The 16,627-nt window shown below is 61.5% G+C and carries 17 protein-coding genes; 10 read left to right on the forward strand and 7 right to left on the reverse strand.

Annotated features, from left to right (window positions below):
• Positions 1 to 25: 25 nt before the first annotated feature.
• The 9 genes from bchY (at position 26) to dxs (ending at position 9,198) form a co-directional block, all read left to right on the forward strand.
• Positions 26 to 1,522 carry a chlorophyllide a reductase subunit Y gene (gene bchY / locus Q1A89_RS22090; protein WP_299733726.1) on the forward strand — a complete coding sequence of 499 codons (1,497 nt, stop codon included), beginning with the start codon at positions 26 to 28 and terminating at the stop codon, positions 1,520 to 1,522.
• Positions 1,523 to 1,730: 208 nt separating this feature from the next.
• Positions 1,731 to 3,218: a chlorophyllide a reductase subunit Z gene (gene bchZ, locus Q1A89_RS22095; protein WP_299733692.1), complete on the forward strand. Its 1,488-nt coding sequence runs from the start codon at positions 1,731 to 1,733 to the stop codon at positions 3,216 to 3,218.
• Positions 3,219 to 3,446, forward strand: coding sequence for a cytochrome PufQ (gene pufQ, locus Q1A89_RS22100; protein ID WP_299733694.1), 228 nt, complete (start codon positions 3,219 to 3,221; stop codon positions 3,444 to 3,446).
• Between the two features lie 159 nt (positions 3,447 to 3,605).
• Positions 3,606 to 3,749, forward strand: a complete 144-nt coding sequence (gene pufB / locus Q1A89_RS22105) for a light-harvesting antenna LH1, beta subunit (RefSeq protein ID WP_299733696.1) — start codon at positions 3,606 to 3,608, stop codon at positions 3,747 to 3,749.
• 14 nt (positions 3,750 to 3,763) lie between these two features.
• Entirely contained in the window at positions 3,764 to 3,922 is a 159-nt protein-coding gene (pufA, locus tag Q1A89_RS22110; protein WP_299733698.1) for a light-harvesting antenna LH1, alpha subunit, read from the forward strand.
• Between the two features lie 137 nt (positions 3,923 to 4,059).
• Positions 4,060 to 4,923, forward strand: coding sequence for a photosynthetic reaction center subunit L (gene pufL / locus Q1A89_RS22115; RefSeq protein WP_299733700.1), 864 nt, complete (start codon positions 4,060 to 4,062; stop codon positions 4,921 to 4,923).
• A 4-nt stretch (positions 4,924 to 4,927) separates the two neighbouring features.
• Positions 4,928 to 5,917: a photosynthetic reaction center subunit M gene (gene pufM, locus Q1A89_RS22120; protein ID WP_299733702.1), complete on the forward strand. Its 990-nt coding sequence runs from the start codon at positions 4,928 to 4,930 to the stop codon at positions 5,915 to 5,917.
• 1 nt (position 5,918) lies between these two features.
• Positions 5,919 to 7,040 (forward strand): photosynthetic reaction center cytochrome PufC, encoded by a 1,122-nt coding sequence (pufC, locus tag Q1A89_RS22125; RefSeq protein WP_299733704.1) that lies wholly within the window; start codon positions 5,919 to 5,921, stop codon positions 7,038 to 7,040.
• A gap of 241 nt (positions 7,041 to 7,281) precedes the next feature.
• Positions 7,282 to 9,198, forward strand: coding sequence for a 1-deoxy-D-xylulose-5-phosphate synthase (gene dxs / locus Q1A89_RS22130; RefSeq protein ID WP_299733706.1), 1,917 nt, complete (start codon positions 7,282 to 7,284; stop codon positions 9,196 to 9,198).
• Between the two features lie 81 nt (positions 9,199 to 9,279).
• Here dxs and Q1A89_RS22135 read toward each other — a convergent pair whose 3' ends face one another.
• From Q1A89_RS22135 to Q1A89_RS22150, 4 genes are read right to left on the reverse strand one after another with little or no spacing between them, the layout of a single operon-like run.
• Complete coding sequence (locus Q1A89_RS22135; RefSeq protein WP_299733708.1) at positions 9,280 to 10,635, reverse strand: tetratricopeptide repeat protein; 1,356 nt, start codon at positions 10,633 to 10,635, stop codon at positions 9,280 to 9,282.
• Positions 10,636 to 10,645: 10 nt separating this feature from the next.
• The gene (locus Q1A89_RS22140; protein ID WP_299733710.1) at positions 10,646 to 11,437 is read right to left on the reverse strand and encodes an alpha/beta fold hydrolase; all 792 of its coding nucleotides are present in this window, start codon (positions 11,435 to 11,437) and stop codon (positions 10,646 to 10,648) included.
• Positions 11,424 to 12,428 carry a P1 family peptidase gene (locus Q1A89_RS22145; protein WP_299733712.1) on the reverse strand — a complete coding sequence of 335 codons (1,005 nt, stop codon included), beginning with the start codon at positions 12,426 to 12,428 and terminating at the stop codon, positions 11,424 to 11,426. The genes Q1A89_RS22140 and Q1A89_RS22145 overlap by 14 nt, the downstream gene beginning before the upstream one ends.
• A gap of 46 nt (positions 12,429 to 12,474) precedes the next feature.
• The gene (locus Q1A89_RS22150; protein WP_299733714.1) at positions 12,475 to 12,825 is read right to left on the reverse strand and encodes a cupin domain-containing protein; all 351 of its coding nucleotides are present in this window, start codon (positions 12,823 to 12,825) and stop codon (positions 12,475 to 12,477) included.
• A 149-nt stretch (positions 12,826 to 12,974) separates the two neighbouring features.
• On the opposite strand from Q1A89_RS22150, the gene Q1A89_RS22155 reads away from it, so the two are divergent.
• Positions 12,975 to 14,249, forward strand: coding sequence for a tetratricopeptide repeat protein (locus Q1A89_RS22155; protein WP_299733716.1), 1,275 nt, complete (start codon positions 12,975 to 12,977; stop codon positions 14,247 to 14,249).
• Positions 14,250 to 14,252: 3 nt separating this feature from the next.
• Here the strand turns inward: Q1A89_RS22155 and Q1A89_RS22160 are convergent, their stop codons facing one another.
• The 3 genes from Q1A89_RS22160 to Q1A89_RS22170 form a co-directional block, all read right to left on the reverse strand.
• A complete protein-coding gene (locus Q1A89_RS22160; protein WP_299733718.1) occupies positions 14,253 to 14,993 on the reverse strand; it encodes an SDR family oxidoreductase in 741 nt (246 codons plus the stop codon).
• Between the two features lie 32 nt (positions 14,994 to 15,025).
• A complete protein-coding gene (locus tag Q1A89_RS22165; protein ID WP_299733720.1) occupies positions 15,026 to 15,751 on the reverse strand; it encodes an SDR family NAD(P)-dependent oxidoreductase in 726 nt (241 codons plus the stop codon).
• Between the two features lie 83 nt (positions 15,752 to 15,834).
• A partial coding sequence (locus tag Q1A89_RS22170; RefSeq protein WP_299733722.1) for an aldehyde dehydrogenase family protein occupies positions 15,835 to 16,627 on the reverse strand: 793 nt, incomplete at its 5' end.

Here is a 16,627-nt window from a genome sequence, read left to right on the forward strand (position 1 = left end):
AGTCGGCCACCCCCGCGAGGCCGAGATGCCCGTGGTGTCCGAACCTGTGGACGGGCTTGGTTGTCATTCCGGATCAGAGATGGAGAAGGCCGCGCGGATGGCGGGCAATTCCGAGATGCTGGACAAGTTTGCCGCCGATTATCCGCAAGGCCCGCATGACAAGCCGCAGTCGATGTGTCCCGCTTTCGGGTCCTTGCGCGTCGGTCTGCGGATGCGCCGCACGGCGACCGTTCTGAGCGGTTCTGCCTGCTGCGTCTATGGGCTGACCTTTGTGTCCCACTTTTACGGTGCCCGCCGCTCGGTCGGCTATGTGCCGTTCAATTCCGAAACGCTGGTCACCGGCAAGCTGTTCGAGGACATCCGCGAAAGCGTCCATGATCTGGCCGACCCGGAGAAGTACGATTCCATCGTGGTGACGAACCTCTGCGTGCCCACGGCCTCTGGCGTGCCATTGCGGCTGCTGCCGTCCGAGATCAACGGTGTGCGCATCGTTGGCATCGATGTGCCCGGCTTTGGCATTCCGACCCATGCCGAGGCCAAGGATGTGCTGGCCGGTGCGATGCTGAAATACGCCCGCGAAGAGGTCGAGGCCGGTCCCGTTGCCTCCCCCGCCGGTGGCAAGTCCGACCGCCCCACAGTTGCGATGCTGGGCGAGATGTTTCCCGCTGATCCGATGATGATCGGGCAGATGCTCGCCCCATTGGGTCTGGCCGCTGGTCCGGTTGTGCCGTGCCGCGAATGGCGCGAGCTATACGCCGCGCTCGACAGTTCGGTCGTCGCAGCGATCCACCCGTTTTACACCGCCTCCGTGCGAGAGTTCGAGGCCGCAGGCCGCCCCATTGTCGGCTCTGCCCCTGTGGGGCGTGACGGCACGGCGACGTGGCTTGCGCAGATCGGGGCCGCTCATGGCTGTTCCGCTGATCAGATTGCGGCGGCGCAAAACGCCGTTTTGCCTGCGATCACTGGTGCATTGGCGGCCACACCGATTCTCGGAACGATCACCCTGTCGGGCTACGAAGGGTCCGAGTTGCTGGTCGCCCGCCTGTTGATCGAAAGCGGGGCGGATGTGCCTTATGTCGGCACCGCTTGCCCGCGTACGCCGTGGAACGCGGACGATCAGGAATGGCTCGAAGCGCGCGGTGTCAAGGTGCAGTTCCGCGCCTCGCTGGAAGATGACTGCGCGGCGATGGAAGCGGTACAGCCCGATCTGGCGATCGGCACAACGCCCGTGGTGCAGAAGGCGAAAGAGCTGGGCATTCCCGGCCTCTATTTCACCAACCTGATTTCAGCGCGCCCCCTGATGGGTGTGGCCGGAGCCGGATCGCTGGCCACGGTCATCAATGCTGCCATCGGCAACAAGACCCGCATGGAGCACATGAAAGCGTTCTTTGAAGGCGTCGGTACGGGCGACACTGCCGGCGTCTGGGAAGGCACGCCAAACGTGCGCGAGGATTTCCGGGCGCAGAATGTGAAAAAGCTTGAGCGTCAGGCCAAGGCTGCCAAAGCGGCGGAGATGATCTGATGTTGGTGTGTTCTGAAATCCGCGTAATCGCGAAGGGACGCGCTCGAGCCTGGGTGGGCGCATGCAACCGTGCAGCGATGCGAGGCGTCGTAAGCTCTCAGATCGTGGGTTCGGGGCAAGACCTAACCAGTGCGCCCTCCCGGGGGGAGGGTCGGGCGCGGCCCGGCCTACAACCGGGCATGACAGTTCAACTGTCAGGAGGTGCCCTATGTTGATAATCGATCACGATAGGGCAGGCGGGTATTGGGGCGCGGTTTATGCGTTCTGTGCCGTGAAAGGCCTGCAATGTGTGATCGACGGTCCCGTAGGCTGCGAGAACCTGCCGGTGACCTCTGTGCTGCATTACACCGATGCGCTGCCACCCCATGAGTTGCCTATCGTGACCACGGGCCTTGGCGAAGAAGAGTTGGGCCGCGACGGCACCGAAGGTGCGATGAAGCGGGCCTGGGGCACTCTGGACCCGGCGCTGCCCGCCGTGGTCGTCACCGGTTCAATTGCCGAGATGATCGGCGGCGGTGTCACGCCCATGGGCACCAACATTCAAAGATTTCTGCCACGCACCATTGATGAGGATCAGTGGGAAGCGGCAGATCGGGCGATGACCTGGATCTTTACCGAATTCGGTATGACCAAGGGTCGGATGCCGCCCGAGAAGAAACGCGAGGAAGGTGCGCGTCCTCGCGTTAATATCCTCGGTCCGATGTATGGCACGTTCAACATGCCATCCGATCTGGCCGAGATCCGTAGACTGGTCGAAGGGATCGGCTGCGAGGTCAACATGGTGCACCCGCTGGGTGCTCACGTGGCCGAAATGCGTAATCTGGTAAATGCGGATGTGAACATCTGCATGTACCGAGAGTTCGGGCGTGGATTGTGTGAGCTTCTTGCCAAGCCATACTTGCAAGCCCCGATAGGGGTCGAGAGTACCACCAAGTTCCTGCGCGCACTGGGGACCTTGGTGGATCTCGACCCCGAACCTTTTATCGAGCAGGAGAAACACTCCACGCTCAAACCTGTGTGGGACCTCTGGCGGTCCGTCACGCAGGATTTCTTTGCCACCGCGTCCTTTGCGATTGTTGCAAACGAGACCTACACCCGGGGCATCCGGCAGTTCCTTGAGGATGACATGGGCCTGCCCTGCGCCTTTGCGGTTGCGCGAGTGGCGGGCAAGAAGACCAACAACGAAGAGGTCCGCGCATGGATGGGGCAAAAGCGCCCCCTCGTCGTGTTCGGGTCGATCAACGAAAAGATGTATCTGGCCGAGCTGAAGGGCGGGCACGGGCCAAGCCCTGCGTTTATCCCGGCAAGCTTTCCCGGTGCCGCGATCCGCCGCCACACGGGCACGCCGATGATGGGCTATGCCGGGGCGACCTACCTGATCCAAGAGGTCTGCAACGGCCTGTTCGATGCTCTGTTCCACATTCTGCCTCTGGCCTCCGACATGGACAGTGCCGAGGCAACCCCGACGACCCTGCGCCGCGACTTCCCCTGGGATGCCGATGCGCAGGCCATGCTTGACCACATCGTCGAGCAACACCCCATCCTGACCCGAATTTCCGCGGCAAAAACCCTGCGCGATGCGGCTGAGCAAGCAGCCCTCGCCAGCGGTGCGGACCGGGTCGTGATCGAGACTGTGCGCGCATTAGACCCCGCCCTGGCCGGGTCGTCAGAAACTGTTTCCGAGGGAGGAACATAAATGACTGACATGACGTCCAATATCGCCACAGACGCGCCGAAGAAGCGCAGTGGAGAGAAGACCGAGTTCATGGTCTATTTCGCGATTATCTTTGTGGCGACACTGCCGCTGGCCTGCCTCACGTGGGCGCTGGCCGCAATCAAATCGCGCAGCTTTACCGACAAGGGCCCGATGGCCCGGGCCTGGACCCAAGCGCGGATCATCACGCCGATGATCTTCAACGCTTGATCGCCCAAACGGTAGATATCGAATTTCTCGACCTGTGTGCGCCTGTCGAGATCAGAGACTGTACGCCTGGCAACAGGTGGACAGAAACCGTCAGGGGCAACCCTGATGGACCCGGCCGCGGGGTGCGCGGCATCAGCAAATTATTCCGGAGGAATACTTATGGCTGAAAACCTGTCTTTCACAGGTCTCACAGACGAGCAGGCGCAAGAATTGCACGCTGTCTACATGAGCGGGCTCTGGCTGTTTTCAGCCGTTGCCGTCGTGGCTCATTTGGCAGTGTTCATCTGGCGTCCGTGGTTCTGAGGAGGGATTAGCAAATGGCAAAGTTCTACAAGATCTGGCTCATCTTTGATCCCCGTCGTGTGTTTGTCGCACAAGGCGTTTTCCTGTTCCTGCTTGCAGCGATGATTCACCTCGTCCTGCTGAGCACGGACCACTTCAACTGGTTCGAACTGGCCGCTCAAAACGCCCAGTAAGGCCCGCTGAAGCGGACAAGAAGCAAAGTTGCGGGCGGGGCGAACAGTGCGCCCTGGCCTGCCCGCAACAAACCAATTCATAAAAGACGGCTAGTGACCCCCGATGGGCCTGCGCCGCCAACTGCGGAGTTTGAGAGATGGCACTGCTATCCTTCGAGAGAAAGTATCGCGTCCGGGGTGGGACGCTGATCGGCGGCGATCTGTTCGACTTCTGGGTCGGCCCATTCTACGTGGGCTTTTTCGGTGTCACGACGGCCTTCTTTGCCCTTTTGGGCACCGTCCTGATTTTCTGGGGGGCCTCACAACAGGGCACTTTCAATCCCTGGCTGATCAACATCGCGCCGCCCGACCTCAGTTACGGTCTGGGCATGGCCCCGCTGATGGAAGGGGGTCTTTGGCAGATCATCACCTTCTGTGCGACGGGCGCCTTTATCTCATGGGCGCTGCGCGAGGTTGAAATCTGCCGCAAGCTGGGCATGGGATACCATGTGCCCATCGGCTTTTCCTTTGCCATTCTGGCCTATGTCACGTTGGTCATTTTCCGCCCCCTGCTGATGGGCGCGTGGGGGCATGGGTTTCCCTATGGCATCTTCAGCCACCTCGATTGGGTGTCCAACACCGGCTATGCCTACCTGCATTTCCACTACAATCCGGCCCACATGTTGGCGGTGACGCTGTTCTTTACCACCACGCTGGCGTTGGCGCTGCACGGCGCACTGATCCTGTCGGCGGCCAACCCCGAAGCGGGTGAAGAGGCCAAGACACCCGATCACGAAGACACGTTCTTTCGCGATTTCATAGGATATTCGATCGGCACCTTAGGCATTCACCGTCTGGGCTGGCTCTTGGCGATCAACGCTGTGTTTTTCTCGGCGGTTTGCATCATCATCTCTGGCCCCGTCTGGACGTCCGGCTGGCCTGAATGGTGGAACTGGTGGCTGAACCTGCCGATCTGGGGCACGGACCCATTGCCTGTCTATCAATCCGGATTTGGGGGCTGATCACATGTCTATCGAGTATCAAAATATCTTCACCCAGGTCCAGGTTCAGGGCAAACCCGAATGGGGCATGGACGACAGCGGCGAGATGCTGGCCGAACGGATCGGCACGCCGTGGTTCTCGACCCTGGCTGGGTTTATCGGAAACGCGCAGATTGGCCCGCTTTATCTGGGCTGGACCGGCATGGTGTCGCTTGCCACAGGCCTGATCTGGTTCGTGATGGTCGGTATCTCGATGCTGAGCCAGGTGGGTTACTCCATCCCTGAATTCATTCGGCAACTGTTCTGGCTGGCGCTGGAACCGCCCAGCCCCGAATACGGGCTGAGCATGCCGCCGCTCGATGAGGGTGGGTGGTACATCATTGCCAGCTTCTTCCTTTTGGTTTCGGTCCTAACGTGGCTGCTGCGCAGCTATCTGCTGGCGGCCGAGCACAAGATGGGCAAGCACGTGTTCTGGGCCTTTGCGTCCGCCGTGTGGCTGTTCCTGGTCCTCGGTCTGTTCCGTCCCGTGCTGATGGGAAGCTGGAGCGAGGCTGTGCCCTACGGCATCTTCCCGCACCTTGACTGGACGACTGCGTTTTCGATCCGATACGGCAACCTCTATTACAACCCGTTCCACTGCCTCAGCATCGTGTTCCTTTATGGCTCTGTCCTGCTGTTCTGTATGCATGGCGGCACCATTCTGGCGGTTACCCGCTATGGCGGCGACCGCGAGTTGGAGCAAATCTATGACCGCGGCACGGCAACCGAGCGCGCGGCCCTGTTCTGGCGCTGGACCATGGGGTTCAACGCCACGATGGAAGGGATTCACCGATGGGCCTGGTGGTTTGCGGTTCTGACCCCGATCACCGGCGGGATCGGTATTCTGCTGACCGGGACGGTCGTCGACAACTGGTTCATCTGGGCGCAAGAGCACAATTTCGCGCCGATGTATGACGGGGCGTACGGCTACGAAGACTATGGCTCGTACGAAGCCTTCATTGGGAAGGAGAACTGATATGTTTCCCAAGTGGTTTGACAAATGGAACGCGGACAATCCGACCAATATCTTTGGCCCTGCCATCGCGGTGGGTGTGGTTGGATCGGCCATCTTTGCCGCCGCGTTGATCGTGACATGGGGCAACCCGTACCAAACGGAATCTATGCAGACCGGCCCTCGCGGGACGGGGATGTCGGTGCCGGAATACAACGTCGCGCGCACTGCCGCCGACCCGACGATCGAGGCCTATTACACCGAAGAACCCTACATCCCCGAAGGCGCCGAAGAGCTGGCCAAGGATGTCTATGAGAACGTGCAGGTTCTGGGCGAGTTGACAGATGACAACTTTAATCGGGTCATGCTGGCGATCACCCAATGGGTCGCGCCGGAAGAAGGTTGTGCCTATTGCCACGGCGATGTGGACATTTCGGAATACGCGTCGGACGAGCTTTACACCAAGGTTGTCAGCCGCCGCATGATCCAGATGACCCAGAACATCAACGAGAACTGGGATGGCCATGTGAATGCCGTCGCTGAGGTGGGGGTGAACTGCTATACCTGCCACCGCGGTCAGAACGTGCCCAGCGACATCTGGTTCAACGTCACCCCGGTCAATGAAAACGCCAGTGGCTGGGCGGCGGTGCAGAACCGGGCGACATCGATGAGCTCGTCAACCTCGCTGCCTTCCAGCGCGCTTGAGGTGTACCTGACCGACTACGACAGCCTTGTGAACGTCCACGATCTGGACAGCCGGGTCGCCGGTGTGCCGGGCATCGATGAGGAAATCGCAACCATCCAGAAAACCGAGATGACGTTTTCGCTGATGAACTATTTCGCGAACTCGCTGGGGGTGAACTGCGTGTTCTGCCACAACAGCCGCGCGTTTTACGACGCGGCCCAATACACACCGCAATGGGGCATTGCCCAAATGGGTCGCCAGATGGTGATCGAGATGAACCAGGAGTACCTGATCCCGCTAGAGGATCAGTATCCGCCGGAGCGTCTTGGTCCGATCTTTGCCGATGCCCCCAAAGCGGCCTGCCGGACTTGTCACAAGGGCTATCAGCGCCCGATGCAGGGTCTGAACGTCACGGATGACTGGCCCGAATTGGTCTCGTCCGAGGCGCCGGTTTACGAATGATGCGGTAGGGCGGGGTGAACTCCGCTTTACGGCTGACATGCAGCGGCTTGTCCGCAGCGGCCAGGTTCGGATCAAAGGCTTCCTTGATCCGGGCACGGGGTCGACAGATCCCGGTTCCCTTCCTGTTGGCTACAGGAACCTGGCGCCGTGCCTGTTCCATCCGGCGCGGCGCCTTTTTTGCCCCACGCAAACCCGCAGGCAAGGCGGAGTGGGGCTGCAAGACCTGGAAAGGATGTGCGCAATGACCAAGACACCCACCCTGGACCGCATTGCGGGGCCCGCAGATCTCAAGACCCTGTCTGACACCGAACTGGCGCGCCTTGCGGATGAGCTGCGCACCGACGTGATCGACGCGGTCAGCCGCACGGGCGGCCATCTGGGATCGTCCCTTGGCGTCGTGGAACTGACCGTCGGCATCCACGCCGTGTTCGACACGCCACGCGACAAGGTGATCTGGGATGTGGGGCATCAGTGCTATCCGCACAAAATCCTCACCGGGCGGCGGGACCGCATGGGCACGTTGCGCCAAAAGGGTGGCCTCAGCGGTTTCACCAAACGCGCCGAGAGCGCTTATGACCCCTTCGGCGCCGCGCATTCCTCTACCTCCATTTCTGCTGCCCTTGGCTTTACCGTCGGGCGCGACATGGGCATGCCGACGGGAGATGCTGTTGCTGTGATCGGCGATGGCTCGATCAGTGCGGGCATGGCTTATGAGGCCTTGAACAATGCGGGTCACGAGGGCCGTCGGCTTTTCGTGATCCTCAACGACAACGAGATGTCGATTGCACCGCCCACAGGGGCGATGAGCACATATTTGTCCAACCTCACCCGCAACTCTCCGCTGGCCCCCTTGCAGGCGATTGCCGAAGGGATGGAGCAGGTCCTGCCCAAACCAATGCGCGATGGTGCGCGACGGGCGCGCGAGATGGTCACGGGTGTTGAAAGCAAGGGGACGTTTTTCGAAGAGCTGGGATTTGACTATATCGGCCCGATTGATGGGCACGATATGGGGCAGGTTCTGTCCGTTCTGCGCGGCGCCCGTGCCCGCGCAAGCGGTCCGGTTCTGATCCACGCTTGCACGGTCAAAGGCAAGGGCTATGCCCCCGCCGAAGGGTCGGCGGACAAGTATCATGGTGTGTCGCGTTTCGATGTTGAAACCGGCACGCAGAGCAAGGGCAAAAGCAATGCGCCGTCCTATACGTCTGTGTTCGGCACAACGCTGGCCGACCTTGCCGCGCGTGACCCGGCCATTGTCGCCGTCACCGCCGCGATGCCTTCGGGCACGGGTGTGGACAAGATGGCCGAGTTGTTTCCCGCCCGCGTCTTTGATGTTGGGATCGCCGAACAGCATGGGGTAACCTTTGCCGCCGGCATGGCCGCTTCGGGGTTAAAGCCGTTCTGCGCAATCTATTCGACCTTCCTGCAACGCGGCTATGATCAGGTGGTGCATGATGTGGCTCTGCAAGGTCTGCCCGTGCGCTTTGCCATTGATCGTGCAGGGTTGGTGGGGGCCGATGGGGCGACCCATGCGGGGTCTTTCGACATTGGTTATCTCGCGGCCCTGCCGGGGATGGTTGTCATGGCGGCCGCAGATGAGGCGGAGCTGATGCATATGGTGACGACGGCAGCGGCGCATGACAGCGGCCCCATCGCATTCCGCTATCCGCGGGGCAATGGGCGCGGGGTCGAGATGCCGGAGCGTGGCGAAGTGCTGGAGATCGGGAAGGGTCGCATGATCCAACAGGGGTCGGACGTGGCGCTGTTGTCGCTGGGCACGCATCTGGATGAGTGCGAGCGGGCTGCGGCGCTGCTGGAAGCCGAAGGTCTGTCCGTCAGCATTGCCGATGCGCGCTTTGCCAAGCCGCTGGATATGGGGCTGATCCGCGATCTGGCGGCGGGCCATGCCATGCTGGTCACGGTCGAGCAAGGCGCTGTGGGCGGGTTTGGAGCCATGGTGCTGCAGGCAATGGCGTCTGAGGGGTTACTGGATCAGGGGCTGAAAGTGCGCACCATGTGCCTGCCGGATCGATTCATTGATCAGGCCGGGCCGGATGAGATGTATGCGGATGCCGGTCTGAATGCGGACGGTATCGTCGATGCGGTGCAGGCCTCACTTGGGCGTATCGAGACAAATGTCGTGCCAATGGTTGGTGAATAAGGACGCGCTGACGCGCGGCTCGATTTTAGTCAGGAGGGCCTTTTCAGACCCTCCTGCGGATTGCCTCCGGCGGTGGTATTTTCAGTCAGAAGAAGCAATGCGGCCCCGCGCCTCTTCCGCCTGAGCGGGCAAACCGGATGCGTCATAGACTTGCGCCAGCATTCTGTTGAGCGGGACCCCATCCGGATCGAAGGTGCGGCGCATTTCGAGGACTTGCTGGGCCTGCGCGCTGCGTCCTGATTTGATCAGCGCATCCAGATGGATCTGGTCAAACAGGTCGCGTTGCGCGTGGCTACCGCCCGCCTCGGCGAGGCGGGGCAGGGCCTTGCCCAGAAAGCGGATGGTGTCGTCATAATCGCCTGCCGCATGGGCCGCGATGCCATGGGCTGCCCAAAGGGCGACGTCGCGCCATGTTTCGACATCGTGCTGGGTTTTGTCTTCGGCCCGCGCCTCGATCGCCTTGAGCAGGGTTTCCGCCTCTCCCCGTTTGGTGCGCCCGAGCGCGTAGAGGTATTGCAGCGTCAGAAAGGGCGATGTCGTATCAGCGCCCCGTTTGGCGATGTGATCGGCCACGTCCTGCCAACGGTCTCCGACATTGACACCTGCGAACTCCATGCGTGCCAGCAGTGACACGGCCCCGATCTGGTCTTGCGAGTAGTCCTTGGAGAGACCCCAGACGTGGGTGTCATAGGCGGCCAGCAGGTCATCGTTGCGCCCGGCAGAGATGTAGAACAGCGCCAGATGCCACCAGTTGTGGCTGTGCATGAAGCTGTTGAGGTCGGCCCAGTGATGGGCGACAGATTCAAGGAATTCGGTTCCCTCGGTCACTTGCCCGCGTGTGAGGTAAATATGCGCCAGCGCATGATGCGCCCAGGGTTCGGATGGGTCGAGGTCGAGCGCATGCCGCGCGGCCTGTTCTGCGTGATCGAGCAGGTGGCATTCCTCGAAGCCGAAGGCCAGCATGCCGTGTGCATAGGCGATGTCCGCCGCGCCGGGTTGCGCCTTTTGCGCGACGCGCAGCATCGCCGGGAAATCGCCGATATTGAATGTGTGGTACTGGCCCAGTTTGAGCATGACCATGTCGCGGGGGTAGGCGCTGACCGTCGCCTCGCACAGCTCGATCAGCTTGGGAATTTTGCCGGTGACGAACAGGCGTGCAGCCTCGACGGCACCCGCCTCGCGCGGGGTGAGGCCGGTTGCACGTTCCGCGTTATCAAGGAAGGGCTGCGCCAGTTTGGGGGCTGCTGGTGCTTCGAGCAGCATGTAGAGGATGGCGGCATAGGCGTTGGCAAGGCCATTGCCCGGATCGGCTTTCGCCGTTTTCAGGATGTTGGCGGCTTTGGGTTGAAAGCTGATGAAGCCATGCACAAAGTCGTCTATGCCCTGGCGCGTTGTGTCGCTGTCGCAGGTGATCGGCAGGCCATAAAGGTCTTGCATGCGCGTTCCTTCAGATCGGATGCTTGTTGGCGTAGCACCGGACAAGGTCGGCCACGGTTTCCGGGGCGTCCCAATGGATCGAATGTCCGGCTTCTTCGATGATGTGATGCGGCAGGTGGCCGAGGACGGCCAAGGCGTGATCGGGCGGCACGATCAGATCCAGTGCACCGACCAGCACTTGCGCCGGGCAAGTCGGAGAGGCGAGGGCGGTGCCGTCGAAATCACGGAGCGCGGTCAGCTGGTGTTCCATCGCATCTGCGGATTGGGCATGCGGATAGGCCAGGCTGTCAGCCACTGCCTGATCGAGGCCTGCAGGATGGTGATAGACTCGCGGGTTAAACAGCCAGGGGAACAGGGCGCGCAGCCACGTATCTGGCGGCGCATCCGAACGGCGGACCGCGATCAGGTTGGCAAACAGCGCCGTGTTGCGAGGCAGCCTGATCGGCGCGGAGGCCGCAACATGGGTGGAGGCCAACCGCTCGGGTGCGGCCTGCGCCATGCGCAGCGCGATGATCCCGCCCATGGAGTGGCCGAGCAGGTGGAACCGCGCGAAACCGAGGTGATCCATAAGCGCCAATGCGTCCGTGCACATCAGATCGATCGACACCGGGGCATTCCATGGTGTGGTCTGTCCCGTCGTCCGGTTGTCGATGCGGATGCAGGTGAAATGCGCGCCAAGCAGGGGGACAAGTGGCGTCCAACTGGCGTGATCTGACATGAACCCCGCCAGCATCAACAGGGGCGGGCCATTGCCCTCGATCTCGTAGTGGAGTGAGATATCGCCGTGCTCAAGTCTGGGCATTCAGGGTCCCCCATGTGGGCAGCAGATCGTCCGGCGCAGCCGAGGCCGCGTGCACCCCGCGTGCAATTGCACGGGCAAGGCAGAGGGCCGCGGCGTGGCCGATCAGCCCCAGATCGGTGGGCGCGCTGGCCGGTTTGGCACCGGTCGACACGCTGAATACCAGATCGCCATCTCCCGGGCTATGGGCAGGTACGCAAGCGCGCGCGATGCCGTCATGGGCGGCGATGGCGACGCGCTGGCACTGGGCCTTGTCGAGGGCCGCATCCGTGGCAAGGATGGCGATGGTGGTGTTGGCGCGTTCAAGCATTGCGGTCAATTTGCGGCTGGTGAGTGTGCGCCCGAGACCGCTGTTCGGGTCCGGACCGAGGCCGCCAAACTCGCCGTCTATCTCGTAGGGGGCGGCCCAGAAATGCTTTTCTCCGGGGGTTGTCACGCTGCCCATCGGGTTGGCCGCCACAAGGGCCGCCACCGTGATCCCGTTGTCCAGCACGAGAGAGGCTGTGCCGAGCCCGCCTTTCATCATTGCCGTCATCGCGCCCGTTCCCGCACCAACCGTACCGATGGGTGTGGATGTGGTCGCTGCCTCAAAAGCGGCGCGCCCGAGAGCGGGGTAAGGGGAAGCGTCCCACGACTTGTCTCCGCCTGACAACAGATCAAAGATAATTGCGCCCGGTACCAGTGGAATGATGGCGCTGCCCACGCGGTAACCGCGCCCTGCATCGCGCAGCGCCGCCACGACACCAGAGCACGCATCAAGCCCATAGGCAGACCCGCCTGACAGAACCAGCGCGTCCACCTGCGCCACCGATTTGTCAGGCGCCAGCAGATCGGTTTCGCGCGTCCCCGGCGCGCCACCCAGAACCGAAACCGATGCGGTAAAAGGAACATCAGCCGTCAATACGGTGACACCGGATTTAAGGGCATCATCCTGCGCGTTGCCGACCTTGAGCCCCTCGATGTCGGTGATTGCGTTTTGCGGGCCTGGGATCATGTTGGGGTCGGGCCTCCGGCAGGGGCGTTCGCGCAGCTTTGCATGGTCATATGCGTGGCTTGGCGGCTGCGGTCGCCGGATCGCCAGTGTTCGGAACGCCCTTGGGTTCGATCAGCAGCACTTTGCATTCATCTGCCGCGCGCGGGCGGTGCGTGACGCCCTTGGGCACAATGAACAGCTCCCCCTGTTTCACCTCATGGGATTGGTCCTCGAGGTCCATCACCATCTCGCCTTCGAGCACGAAAAAGAAATCGTCCGTATCCTCATGCAGGTGGAACGGAAATTCACCCTGAAATTTGACGACCATCACCTCGTTGTCGTTGTAGTCGGCGATCACGTGCGGGTCCCAATGCGTGGTGAACTGGGCCAGCTTGGCGGCGAGGTTGACAGGTTGCATGGGATCCTCCGGAGTGGTTGGCCCTATCATGCCTTATTCGGGTTGGGCGGCAAGGGCCGTTGGCGCGCAGCAAGGTTGCGCAATCGTTGACAGAGTGCGCGGAGGCGTTTTCACTGTAAGATACTGCTGCGCATGGAAGGGCCCAAGTCATGCTTGAAGACGCGTATGGAAACCCCGTCGGCACATCGTCACCAGAGGCGCGGGATGCCTATGATCTTGGTGTACAACGCTTTTTGGGGGCCGAGTCCGGGGTGACGGAGGCATTCGAGGCGGCGATTGCGGCTGATGCGGGGTTTGCTCTGGCACATATCGGTCTGGCCCGCGACATGCAGTTGCGCGCCCGACCTGAGCAGGTAAAGGCAAGTCTGGCCCGCGCGCATGACTTGTCTGCTGGGCTCAGCACGCGCGAGGAATCCCATATCAACGCCTCGACCCTGCTGCTGGAGGGCAAACCCGCAGAGGCCCGTGCAGCTGTCTACGAACACGTCAAAAGCTGGCCGCGCGACGTTCTGATTGCGCAGATGTGCACGAGCGTCTTTGGTCTCATCGGCTTTTCCGGCCTTCCGGGGCGCGAGGCGGAACAGCTTGCCTTTATCGCAGGGATCGCGCCGCACTATGGCGACAACTGGTGGTGCCGCGCGCAGCTGGCTTTTGCGCAACTCGACTTCGGTCAGCTCAGTGCGGCCGAAGCCAATATCGAAGCAGCCCTCGTCTCCAATCCTGACAGCGCCCATTCCGCCCATATTCGCGCGCACCTATATTACGAGCAACTGAAGGACGCGGAAGGATTGCGGTATTTGACCGACTGGTGGGGGCGCTATGATCCGTCCGCCACGCTGTACAATCATGTGTCCTGGCATGTGGGTCTGTGGTCGCTTGAGGCGGGTGATCTGGATCGGATGTGGCAGGTGCTCGACACCGACATCGCGCCCGGGCGCAGTCAGGGGCCGCCGCTGAACGTGATGACAGATGCTGCTGCCCTCATGTTTCGCGCGGAACTGGCCGGTGTCGATGTCCCGATCGCCCGTTGGGAGGCACTCAGCGCCTATGCGCTGGCAAAATTCCCCAAACCGGGATTGGGTTTTGCCGATTTCCATGCGGCCATTGCCCATGCCCTTGCAGGCAACCGCGACGCGTTGGAGGGGATCATCGAGAATGCCGCCGGACCGGTGGCCGATTTGACGAAAACGGTTGCCATAGCCTACCGCGAGATGGCGGATGGGCATTGGGCGCGGGCCGCTGACCAGTTCGGCACAGCCATGCAGGATCACGCGCGTCTTGGCGGGTCGAACGCACAGCGCGATCTGATCGATTTTTCCATGGCTGCCTGTTTGGTCCGCGATGGAAGACGCCAAGAGGCGCACACGGTTTTGTCGATCACCCGACCGCGTGCGCTGGTGAAAGAATTGGTGGCGGGGCTTTAGCGTTCAGATACAGCGGCCGCCATCCACCTCCATCGCGACGCCCGTGATCATCGAGGCGGCATCGGAACACAGAAACGTCGCCGCCGCCCCCATGTCTTCGGGTGTCGAAAACCGACCCAAGGGGATTGTGGACAGGAACTTGGCCCGGATTTCGGGCGTGTCCTCACCCATGAACGATTTGAGCAGTGGGGTTTCACCCGCCACCGGGTTGATCGCGTTGACGCGGATGCCGTCCGGGGCCAGTTCAACCGCCATCGCCTTGGTCGCCGTGATCATCCAGCCTTTGGAGGCATTGTACCAGTTGAGGCGGGGCCGGGGTGACACGCCTGCAGTTGAGGCGACATTCAGGATGGCGCCTGCCTTGCGCGATTTCATATGGGGTACGAGGCTGCGTGCGGTGAGGTAGACCGACTTGGCGTTGACCGCCAGCACACGGTCGAAATCCTCTTCGCTCACCTCATCAAGAGGTTGGGGCAGGTGGGTGATACCCGCATTGTTGACCAGAATATCGAGGTGCCCAAATGCCGCGAGCGTATGATCCGCCATGGCCTGCACCGAGGCCCCGTTTGAGACGTCCACCTCAACCGCGCTGCCGCCGATCTCGTCCGCAACAGCTTGCGCCCCATCGCCATTAATATCCGCCACCATGACTTGTGCGCCAGCGGCGACAAAGGCGCGCGCGATGCCGGTGCCAAAACCGCTGGCCCCTCCGGTGACGAGGGCTGTTTTGCCGTCAAGTTGCATGGGACTTCTCCTTTACAATTGGGTTGCGGGGGTCAGGCGGTGGCCCGCCCACCGGATTGATCAAAGCAGAACCCGGTGGAAAAGCTGGCCTCGTCGCTGGCCAACCAGCAGGCCATGGCCGCGATTTCCTCGACAGTGCCAAAGCGCCCCATCGGGATTTTAGACTGCATGAAATCGATGTGTTCCTGCGTCATCTGTTCAAAGATCGCGGTGCGCACCGCAGCGGGGGCAATGGCGTTGCAGGTCACCCCCGAAGTGGCCAACTCTTTGCCCAGCGACTTGGTCAGCCCGATCACAGCAGCCTTTGAGGCGGAATAGGCCGGGGCGTTGGGGTTGCCTTCTTTCCCTGCGATAGAGGCGATGTTGACGATCCGCCCCCACCCCTTGGCCTTCATGATGGGTGCGGCGGCCCGGCAGCAATAGAACACTGCGTTGAGATTGAGGTTATGGATGGCCAGCCAATCTTCGACTGCGTAGTCCCACGTGGTGGCGTTTGGCCCGGTGATACCAGCCGAACAGACGAGGATGTCGGGTTTGGCCTCGGTCATGGCCGTTGCCACAGCCTCTACATCTGTCACGTCGATTTGCCGGGTGGTGCAATTGGTCAGATCGAGCGCGGCGAGAGCAGTCGCGTCGATGTCCCAGACCTCGACACTGCCGCCTTCGGCGACGATGCGGCTGGCGATGCCATATCCTAGACCCGCCGCCCCGCCGGTCACAACGGCGTGGCGGCCCTCAAAGCGGTTTTCAAAGATCATCGAAATTCCTTTCAGCAAGGTCGAAATGTTGGACTTGGTTAAACGGCAGCGACTGGCAGTGGCATGTTTTCTGAACGGCCAACTCAGCCATGATGGGCTGCCACCGTCTTGAGGGTGGAAAAGCCATAAAGTGCCTCGAACCCTTTTTCACGACCATGACCGGACTTGCCGATCCCGCCGAAAGGCAATTCGACACCGCCGCCCGCGCCATAATTGTTGATGAACACCTGTCCCGCCTGCAGCTGTTTGGCTAGACGCATTTGCCGCGCACCATTCGCGGTCCAGATACTGGCCACAAGGCCGTAATCGGTGCTGTTTGCGATCCGCACGGCATCCTCTTCGGTGTCAAAAGGAATCAGGACCTGCACGGGGCCAAAGATTTCGTCCCGCGCGAGGCTGTGGTCTGCGGGCACGTCGTCAAAAAGCGTTGGCAAGACATAGGCACCGGTGTCCGGGGCGTCCATCATCTGGCCTTGCGCAGCGATGGCAAGGTCCGCGCCCTTGCTCAGGAACCCTTCGACGATCTGCTTTTGACGGGCCGAGATCAGCGGCCCGAGGCGCAAGTCACTCATAGCCGGGCCAACGGTCAATTTACCATAGGCCTCGGCCATACGATCGCGCACAGATGCATAGACACCGCGCTGCACCAGAATGCGTGATGAGGCGGAACAGGTCTGCCCGGCGTTTTGAATACCTGCATTGACCAGAAAGGGCAGCGCGGCGTCCAGATCGGCATCATCAAAGACAAGTTGCGGAGATTTGCCGCCCAGTTCCAGAGTGACCGGCACAACGTTGGCGCCTGCCGCCTGTTGCACCAGCGCGCCCGTGCGCACTGATCCGGTAAAGCTGATGTGCTGGACACCGGGGTGCGCGGCC

Source organism: uncultured Tateyamaria sp., assembly GCF_947503045.1.
Taxonomy (GTDB): Bacteria; Pseudomonadota; Alphaproteobacteria; order Rhodobacterales; family Rhodobacteraceae; genus Tateyamaria.